2 protein-coding genes are annotated in these 2,119 nt (G+C 65.3%); both read left to right on the top strand.

All coding sequences use genetic code 11. The features are described 5' to 3' along the window. Window positions 1–980 (top strand): hypothetical protein (locus tag VFS34_02605; GenBank protein ID HET9793327.1); only part of this gene is annotated, 980 nt, incomplete at its 5' end. A 195-nt stretch (window positions 981–1,175) separates the two neighbouring features. Beyond that, on the top strand, window positions 1,176–2,119 hold a 944-nt coding region (locus tag VFS34_02600), incomplete at its 3' end, for a hypothetical protein (GenBank protein ID HET9793326.1).

The raw sequence follows: 2,119 nt of genomic DNA, 5'->3' as shown, positions 1-2,119 counted from the left end.
CGTTCCGGCCGACGGTCCGGCTGGGCGAAGGGAAATTTCACCGCCTGAAGGTGACGCTGCGGCAGAAGGGGCTGCACGTGTCGGCGCGCGCCGGTTATTACGAGACGCGCGCCTACCGAACGCTGAACCCGCTCGAGCGTTCGTTGCTGACGGCCGACGTCATCAACGGCGGCGGGGCGCGGGGAGAAATTCCGGTCGGCGCCCTGGCAATCCCTCTTGCGGGCTCCGGAATCGCCCGGGTGCCGGTACTGATCCAGGTCCCCGCCTCTTCTCTTCAGGATTCGAAACATTCCGGTCGGGTGAGGATCGCGATCTATGTCTACCTCACCGACGCGGACGGCGGTCTCGCCGATTACTTCTCCCGAAACCTCACGATCGACCTGGCGCGCGAGGGCGCACGGCTTTCCGCCGGTTACCTCCGGTACAGCGGTGCATGCCGGCTCCTGCCGGGCCGGTACACGCTGCGAGCCCTGGTTCAGGACGAGGAGACCGGGCGATACGGTTTTGCGAACGCCTCCGTGAACGTTCCCGATTATTCCGGCACCCGGCTACAAGCATTTCCCCCCCTCTTTCTCGGAGACGAGGGGCGTGGGCTCAACCTCCGGGAGCCCTCGTCGGGCGGCGGCGGGGAAGAGATTTTCGAGCTCGGCGGTGCGCCGTTCGTGCCGCAAATCGACCCGCCGATCCCCGCAAGCGGCGATTCGAAGATCTGTCTCTTCGTGTACCGGCCGCACGGCGACGGGGACCGGCCGTTCGACGTCGACGTCGAGATCCTGGGCGACGACGGAAAGTCGCGCGCCCCGGCCCGTGTCGCACTGATCGGCCGGACGACAGCCGATACCGACGGGTTGACCAAACTCATGCTCGATTTCTCGGTCCGCGACCTCCCCCCGGGACGGTACTCGCTCAAGGTGACGGTCCGGGATTCCCGCGAAAAGGCACTGGAGAGCTCGAGCGAAGCCCCGTTCACGGTTTCCTGAACCGCAGGTCGAGCGATGCTCGCTTGGGCGCGTCGACCGCGCTCGTCACGAGACGATCTCGTTCCAGTCAGCAACTTGGCCTCTCAACTCCACCCAACAGGGACGAGGGCTTCGTCAGGCCGCCGTCGCCGCGCTCTTCCCTCCGAGTCTTGCTGTCCCCGTCCAGGGCGCGCTAGACTTGATCCCGTTCAGTCCATGATTCGGCTCCGGCCGGGCGTCTTCTCGATCATGGCGGTGTTGCTTTTCGCCGCGCTTCTTCCAGGTGCGGCCGCGGCAACCGTCGAGATCTATCCCGGGCCCGGCATCGACACCTACCGCTCCACCCGCTACACGGTCGACGTCTCGACCGACGGGACGAACTGGACTCCGGCGTACGTCTATCAGTTCAGCCGCAAGAGCGTCGTCACTCTCTGGTGGCCCGGCCAGTCGCCGAGCGTGAGTTTCGTCACGATCGGCGCCGACGAGACGATTCGGGCGCGAGTCTCGAAGATCGGCGGCTCGGTTACCGGCCTCGACGCCAGCCCGAAGAGCAAACCGATCGCCGGAGCGAAGGTCGAGAACGGCGTGGCGACCGGGACTCTCCGGCCCGGCGACAAGTACTGGCTGACGATCAACGGCGACGACGCGAATCCGCTCTTCATCTTCGTCGACGAGCCCAAGCCGATCGTCCCGGCGGGAGCGACGTACTTCGGTCCGGGCATACTGGAGATCGCCCCGTCCGCCGGCGATCACTACAAGGCGAAGAGCGGCGAGACCATTTATCTCGACGGCGGCGCCTGGGTCCGCGGGAACATCGACGTCCACGGAACCACGGGCGTTCACATCATGGGCCCCGGAGTTCTCTCCGGCGACCTCTGGTCGGGTGAGCATCAGGGTTCAACCGCGCTGCCGTTCAACCAGTTCACCGGCTACGCCATGATCACCGGCGACTTCTCCTACACCAGCGACGGCGCCGTCGTCGAAGGCATCACGATCGTCGATTCACCGGGCTACAACTTTTACGGCGGCACCGAGCGCGCGTCGGGAGTCAAGATCTTCTCGCCCTGGTTCTACTCGACCGATGCGTTCCAAGGCGTTCCCCATGTCGATCACAGCTTCGTCTTCAACGGTGACAACATTTTCATGATGGGTTGGGCGGG

The sequence above is a fragment of the Thermoanaerobaculia bacterium genome, from assembly GCA_035717485.1.
GTDB lineage: Bacteria > Acidobacteriota > Thermoanaerobaculia > UBA5066 > DATFVB01 > DATFVB01.
The sequence above is the reverse complement of the archived record's forward strand: the minus strand, read 5'-3'. Positions and strand labels throughout refer to the sequence as shown.